The sequence below is a fragment of the uncultured Lutibacter sp. genome (assembly GCF_937891065.1).
Taxonomy (GTDB): domain Bacteria; phylum Bacteroidota; class Bacteroidia; order Flavobacteriales; family Flavobacteriaceae; genus Lutibacter.
Genome location: NZ_CALAEQ010000006.1, coordinates 1 through 8,052 on the forward strand (window position 1 = coordinate 1; position 8,052 = coordinate 8,052).

Sequence of the window (8,052 nt, forward strand, 5' to 3'; positions counted from 1 at the left end):
CCATTATTAATTACAAACACTGTTAATTATTTGATTTAATAATTATTAATAATTACCAATATTACTATAACGTATTCGTGATTTTTTCAACTATTTTTCAATAATTTATCTACTTTTGTAAATATACTACAGAATAGATTTTATGATAAAAAAACAAGGACTTTACTCCCCAGAATTTGAACATGAAAATTGCGGTGCTGGTTTTATTTGCAACTTAAAAGGAGAAAAAACGAACCAAATTATACACGATGCTCTAGAAATTTTAGTAAAACTAGAACATCGTGGTGGAGTTAGTTCTGACGGAAAAACAGGTGATGGCGCAGGATTATTAATTGATATTCCTCACGAATATTTTAATAGAGTTTGTAAATTTAAATTACCTGCAAGAAGAGAGTATGCCGTTGGTATGGTTTTTTTTCCAAAAAATAAAAATCAGTATAACTATTGTAAAGATATTTTTGAAAAAGAAATATTAAATCAAGGTCTAGAAATTTTAGGGTGGCGAGATGTTCCCGTAGATTCTTCACAACTTGGTGAAATTGCGCTTGCTTCAGAACCAACTATCAATCAAATATTCGTTGGTAAAGGTTCAATTAAAGATGAAAACGCTTTTAAAGCAAAATTATATGCTGCTCGAAAAATAACAGAACATACTATTGCAGCTTCAAAAATGTCTGAAACTTCGTATTTTTATGTTACTAGTTTTTCACATACTACCTTAATTTACAAAGGTATTATTATGCCTGAAGATATTGGCCCTTATTTTATTGATTTACAACAGCCAGATTTAGTAACTAGATTAGCTTTAGTACATCAACGATTCTCAACAAATACAATGCCTTCATGGGAATTAGCACAACCTTTTAGATTAATGTGTCAAAATGGAGAAATAAATACTTTGAGAGGTAACGTTGGTAGAATGCGTGTACGTGAAGAAATTATGCAAAGTGAAATATTTGGGGATCAAATTGAAAAATTATTTCCAATTATTTTACCTGGAAAATCTGATTCTGCCTCCATGGATATGGTAGTTGAATTACTTGCATTATCAGGTAGATCTTTACCAGAAGTAATGATGATGATGGTTCCTGAAGCTTGGGAGAAACATGCAACCATGTCTGAAGAAAGAAAAGCATTTTATGAATACAATGCTTGTATTATGGAACCTTGGGATGGCCCAGCTTCCATTCCATTTACAGATGGAGATTATATTGGCTCCTTATTAGATAGAAATGGATTAAGACCTTCAAGATATACGGTTACAAAAAGCGGAAAACTAATTATGTCTTCAGAAATAGGTGTCGTTGATATAGCCCCTGAAGATATTGAAAGACATGGTAGATTAGAGCCTGGTAAAATGTTTCTAGTTGATATGAATGAAGGTAGAATTATTAATGATGAAGAAATAAAATCTAAAATTGTTAGAGAAAGACCTTATAAAAAATGGTTGGATGCTACTCGGAAAAATTTAATAGAAATCCCAAACACTAATGAAGCTTTACCTATAGAAAATACAGATCTTAAAACACGCTCTCGTTTGTTTAATTATACCACTGAGGATATACAAGTAGTTGTTACACCTATGGCACAAAATGGTAAAGAAGCTTTAGGGTCTATGGGAATTGATACTCCTCTTGCAGTTTTATCAGATAGACCTCAACTTATTTCTAACTATTTTAAACAACTATTTGCTCAGGTTACCAATCCGCCTTTAGATGGAATTAGAGAAGAAATTGTTACAGATATCAGTTTAAATTTAGGAAAAGATAGAAATATTTTTAGTATTACTGAAAGACAATGTAGAAAACTTCGAATTCAGAATCCAGTAATTTCAAACAATGATTTAGAAAAAATAAGACATATATCACTCAATGATTTTAAATCAATTACCATTGAAATTCTTTATAAAAAAGAAAGAGGCTTAAATGGTTTAGAAGACGCTTTGGAAGATATTGTAAATCAAGTTTCTAAAGCTGTGGATGACAAAACTAATATTATTATTTTATCAGATAGAGGTGCTAGTAAAGAATTTGCTCCTATCCCTTCTCTATTGGCTTGCTCATACGTAAATCATTCACTAAACAGATTAAGAAAACGTTCTTATTTTGATATTATTATTGAATCTGCAGAGCCACGTGAACCGCATCAATTTGCTACTTTATTTGGCTATGGAGCAAGTGCCGTTAACCCATATATGGTGAACGAACTTATTAGAGTTCAAGTTAAAAAAGGGTTTATCACAGGTATTGATGAGCAAAAAGCAGTAGACAATTTTAACAAAGCAATTGGACAAGGTATTTTAAAGATTATGAATAAAATTGGAATCTCTACATTACACTCATATAGAGGTTCACAAATTTTTGAGATTGTTGGTTTCAACTCTAAATTTGTTGAAAAATACTTTCCATACACCACTTCAAGAATTGAAGGTATTGGATTGTATGAAATTGAAAAAGAAATTTCTAAAAGATATGAATATGCCTATCCTAAAACTTTAATTAAAAACAGATTAGGTTTAAATATTGGTGGGCACTATAGATGGAGACGTGGTGGAGAAAAACATTTATTCAATCCAACAACCATTTCTAAATTACAGCAAGCCGTTCGCTTAAGTGATCAAAAAAGTTATGATGAATATGCAAAAGCCGTAAATGACCAAGCTGAACACCTAATGACAATTAGAGGCTTATTCGAATTCAATAACTTTGACCCAATTCCAATTGAAGAAGTTGAACCTTGGACTGAGATTGTAAAACGTTTTAAAACGGGTGCAATGTCCTATGGTTCTATATCAAGAGAAGCACATGAGAACTTAGCCATTGCAATGAATCGTATTGGAGCTAAAAGTAATTCAGGTGAAGGTGGTGAAGACAGAAGACGTTTCCAAAAAGACATCAATGGTGACAGCCGTAATTCTGCTATTAAACAAGTAGCTTCTGGGCGATTTGGAGTAACTTCTCATTATTTAACAAATGCTGAAGAAATTCAAATTAAAATGGCACAAGGTGCAAAACCTGGTGAAGGTGGTCAATTACCTGGTGAAAAAGTATTACCGTGGATTGCCGAAACCAGAAATTCTACACCTTATGTTGGTCTAATATCTCCTCCTCCACATCACGATATTTATTCTATTGAAGATTTAGCACAATTAATTTTCGATTTAAAAAATGCCAATAGAGAAGCACGTATCAATGTAAAATTGGTTTCTGAAGTTGGTGTTGGTACTATTGCCGCAGGTGTTGCAAAAGCAAAAGCTGATGTTGTTTTAATTGCAGGTTATGATGGTGGTACAGGCGCTTCACCTTTAACCTCATTAAAACATGCAGGTTTGCCTTGGGAACTTGGTTTAGCTGAAGCACAACAAACATTAGTATTAAATAATTTAAGAAGTAGAATTGTTGTTGAATGTGACGGACAGTTAAAAACTGGTCGTGACGTTGCAATTGCTGCGCTATTAGGAGCCGAAGAATTTGGCTTTGCCACTGCTCCATTAGTAGCTTCTGGGTGTATTATGATGCGAAAATGTCATTTAAATACGTGTCCGGTTGGTATTGCAACTCAAGATAAAGAGTTGCGTAAAAACTTCAAAGGCACACCAGAACATGTGATTAATTTCTTCTTTTATATTGCTGAAGAATTAAGAGGTATTATGGCTCAGCTCGGATTTCGAACTATGGATGAAATGATTGGACAAACTTCAAAAATAAATTCAAATAAAGCTATTACTCATTATAAAGCTAAAGGTTTAGATTTATCTTCCATATTACATGTGCCTGAAGGTTATAGCAAAATGCCTTTAAAAAATACTGAAAAACAAGATCACGCTTTAGAAGGTGTACTTGATTTTGAAATTCTAAAAGACTCTCACAGAGCTTTATTTAGAAAAGAAAAGATGATTTTAAACTACCCTATCTGCAATATGGATAGATCTGTAGGCGCCATTGTAAGTAATGAAATTTCAAAAGTTTATGGACATTTAGGGTTACCTGAAGATACTCTGAGTATCAATTTTACGGGCTCTGCCGGTCAAAGTTTTGGAGTATTTGGAGTTCATGGTTTAACTTTTACAATTGAAGGAAACAGTAATGATTATTTAGGAAAAGGATTATCCGGAGCAAAAATCATAGTAAAAAAACCAGCTAAAGCAGATTTTATTGCTGAAGAAAATATTATAGTGGGTAATGTTTGTCTGTTTGGTGCCATTGAAGGCGAAGCCTATATTAATGGTATTGCAGGTGAACGTTTTGCAGTTCGAAACTCAGGTGTAACAGCAGTTGTAGAAGGCGTTGGAGATCACGGATGTGAATATATGACTGGAGGTAAAGTAGTTGTACTTGGTAAAACAGGACGGAATTTTGCTGCAGGAATGAGCGGTGGTATTGCATACATCTACGATCCTGAAAATAAATTCACAAACGGATTATGTAACACAGAAACAATAGAATTTGAAACTATTGAAACAGACGATGCTCAAGAATTAAAAGCGTTGATAACAAAACATGTTCTTTACACAAATAGCAACAGAGGTAAAGAATTATTAGAAAATTGGGAACAAAGCTTAAACAACTTTGTAAAAGTAATGCCAATTGAATATAAGCGTGCTTTAAAACGTTTAGAAACTGAAGAACCAATAACCGAAGAATTAACAGCATAATAGTATGGGAAAAATAACAGGTTTTAAAGAATTCGAAAGAAAAGACGAGACGTATAAAGCAGTTAAAGAACGTGTTGGTAATTACAATGAATTTACCATACCATTAAGCAAAGCTGAAATCACAAAACAAGGCTCACGCTGCATGGATTGTGGAATTCCTTTTTGTCACAGCGCATGTCCGCTTGGAAATTTAATTCCAGACTTTAATGAAATGGTTCATAAAGGAGAATGGAAAAAGGCAGCCTATATATTACATACAACAAATAATTTTCCTGAATTTACAGGCCGTTTATGCCCCGCTCCTTGCGAGCAAGCTTGTGTATTAGGAATTATTGATGATCCAATCTCAATTGAAAATATTGAAAAAAATATTGTTGAAAGAGCTTTTGCTGAAGGATGGATTATAGCACAACAACCTTCCTTAAGAACTGGAAAAAAAATAGCTGTTATTGGCTCTGGACCAGCCGGATTAGCAGCTGCACAACAATTAAACAGAGCTGGACATTTAGTTGCTGTTTTTGAACGTGATGATGCACTTGGAGGATTATTACGTTACGGAATACCAAACTTTAAATTAGAAAAAGAAATTATAGATAGGAGAATTGCAATTTTAAAAGAAGAAGGTATTGAATTTTACACCAACGTAAATGTTGGTGTAAACTATTCAATAGAAAAATTAAATAAATTTGATGCTATTGTATTATGTGGTGGAGCAACGCAGCGTAGAAGTTTACCCATTGAAGGCATAAACAGCAAAGGAGTTGTACAAGCAATGACGTTCTTGAAACAACAAAATAAAAGAAATTCAGACACTAAATTTTATGAAGAAGATATTCTAGCAGCCAATAAAAATGTTATTGTAATTGGTGGTGGTGATACAGGCTCAGATTGTGTTGGAACCTCAAATCGTCAAGGAGCTACATCGGTTACTAACTTTGAAATAATGCCTAAACCACCTATTGGCAGAAGTGAAAGCACACCTTGGCCATTTTGGCCAATACAACTAAAAACATCCACTTCACATGTTGAAGGTTGTGATAGAAATTGGTTGATAAATACCAAAGAATTTATAGCAGATGGAAATGGTAAATTAATAGCGTTAAAAACTATACAAGTAGAGTGGATTTATGAAAATGGACAACGACCAGTATTAAAAGAAATTTCTGGAACAGAAAAAATTTGGCCTTGTGATTTAGTATTATTAGCACTTGGATTTACCGGACCTGAAGCTACTTTAAGCACTCAACTTGGAATTGAAGTTGATGGCAGAAGTAATTATAAATCAAGCAATTATCAAACTAATGTGCCTCATATTTTCACTGCTGGGGACATGCGAAGAGGGCAATCACTAATTGTTTGGGCAATTTCAGAAGGTAGAGAAGCGGCCAAGAAGGTAGACGAATATTTAATGGGTTACAGCAACTTACCCAGTAAAGGTGATGGAGATTTACCTCCTATGTAAACAATTGACACATTATATAATTGGCTTAATTTCAAATAAAATTCAAAACTATTTTTAGCAAACTAAAAATGGTCTTTTTACATTTAATTTGCATTTCTAGCTAAATTTAACACTCTAACGCACTGATAAATAAGCTTTTTATGTGACTTAAATAACATAGTGAATTCTCATTTACTGATTTTAATCATCTTTTTAAATTCAAAACACTTCTAAATTAGTAGTTAATTTAATCATAATTACATATCTAATTTAAAATTTAAAAAATGAAAAAAATTGTATTCCTTTTAGTCTTAATTATTTCAATAATTTCTTGTAAAACAGAAAATAAAAAAGTTGAAGAAGTAATAGCAACAGAAACTATTGAAACACCAATATTAGCCTTAAGTGAATTTGATATAAAAGCTGGTAATTATATAAATAAAGAAGTAATTGTTCAAGGAATTGTAGATCACGTTTGCAAACATGGCGGGAAAAAAATATTGTTAGTTACAGATAACGGAAGAGTTCATATTACTTCTGAAGAAAGATTTGATGAAGCCTTAATGGGTAATGAAATTGCATTAACGGGTATTGTTCTTGAAGAAAGAATTGATGAAGCTTACTGCTTAAAAATGGAAGAAGATAATATTAAAAGTCATTCAGAAGGAAATTCAAATGACGAGCAGTTTATAGCCAAAAAGAATCACGTTCAGGAATATAGAGATCAAATGAAAGCTAACAATACTGACCATATTTCAAATTACTCGTTAGATTATGTTTCACATACTGAAGTGAAGTAATTCTATGTTTCAAATGAAATTATTGCGAAAATGGAGTAGAATACTCCACAGAGATGTTGGTTTCTTTTTTATTGGAACCACATTAATTTATGCCATTTCAGGTATAGCTTTAAATCACATGGCCGATTGGAATCCTAATTATAAAGTTGAGATTAATCATTTTACAACTTCTATAAATTTGGAAAAAACAGCTTCACTAGAAAATAATATTTTAAATCTTTTAGATAAAATTGATTCAAGAGATAACTATAAAAGTCATTATTATTCAAATCCTAATACGCTGAAAATATTTTTAAAAGGAGGTTCTTCAATTTATGTAAATATAAAAAGTGGAAAAGGGATGGCTGAATACTTAAAACGTCGTTCTGTCTTTTATGAATCAAATTATCTACACTACAATCCAAATAGACTTTGGACTTGGTTTTCAGATATTTATGCTGCTGCACTTATTTTATTTGTTGTGACTTCATTTTTTATAACAAAAGGCAAGCATGGTATTTTAGGAAGAGGAGGAATTTATACTGCTCTTGGAATTTTAATTCCAATATTATTTTTGATCTATTATATGTAAATAAAGAAGATTTTTTTGAGCAAATTATTTTAATGCTATAGAATCAATCACTAGTTTGAATTGTTCATTACTTTTATTTCCAATTAAAAAGCCTACTTCTTCAAGTTTGCTTGAAGAAAAGTTAGAAATATCAAGTTTTCGACCTCTAAAGAATGGCTGAAGATCGGATAATAAAATTTCGATAGTCTGCCATTCTCCATTGGTTTTAAATACTCTCATATAAGATTCTTGATTGTATTTATTAGGTTTTGCTCTAAACTGATATTCTTTTCCATCGCCCTTTAATCTTATACTTACTTTTTTGAATCCTTCAATGTTTTTTTCATCAAATCGATATCGTAAAAACGAAAACCCTCCATTATTTTCTAAAGATATAGTTCCTGTAAAAACACCATTCCCATCTTCATTTAAATAGAATTCACTTGTTGAACGACCTCCCATTACCACATCATTAACTAACCTCCAATCAGAAATAACACTCGTTTTATTAAAATCAAAAATTTGCATACTATTACTTATTATTATTGACATTATTATAATTTTTAAAAACATTTCCTTTTTACTTTAACGAACCAAACAACTCAAT

At 31.8% G+C, this 8,052-nt stretch carries 5 protein-coding genes; 4 read left to right on the forward strand and 1 reads right to left on the reverse strand.

The features are described from left to right. Positions 1–142 precede the first annotated feature (142 nt). From gltB to Q0352_RS00665, 4 genes are all read left to right on the forward strand, one after another. A complete protein-coding gene (gene gltB / locus Q0352_RS00650) occupies positions 143–4,654 on the forward strand; it encodes a glutamate synthase large subunit (RefSeq protein ID WP_299521989.1) in 4,512 nt (1,503 codons plus the stop codon). 4 nt (positions 4,655–4,658) lie between these two features. Then, positions 4,659–6,116, forward strand: a complete 1,458-nt coding sequence (locus tag Q0352_RS00655; protein ID WP_299521992.1) for a glutamate synthase subunit beta — start codon at positions 4,659–4,661, stop codon at positions 6,114–6,116. Between the two features lie 263 nt (positions 6,117–6,379). Further along, entirely contained in the window at positions 6,380–6,895 is a 516-nt protein-coding gene (locus tag Q0352_RS00660) for a hypothetical protein (protein ID WP_299521995.1), read from the forward strand. A 13-nt stretch (positions 6,896–6,908) separates the two neighbouring features. After that, positions 6,909–7,466: a PepSY-associated TM helix domain-containing protein gene (locus Q0352_RS00665; RefSeq protein WP_299521998.1), complete on the forward strand. Its 558-nt coding sequence runs from the start codon at positions 6,909–6,911 to the stop codon at positions 7,464–7,466. Between the two features lie 24 nt (positions 7,467–7,490). Here Q0352_RS00665 and Q0352_RS00670 read toward each other — a convergent pair whose 3' ends face one another. Further along, positions 7,491–7,997 carry a CIA30 family protein gene (locus tag Q0352_RS00670; protein ID WP_299522001.1) on the reverse strand — a complete coding sequence of 169 codons (507 nt, stop codon included), beginning with the start codon at positions 7,995–7,997 and terminating at the stop codon, positions 7,491–7,493. Positions 7,998–8,052 lie beyond the last annotated feature (55 nt).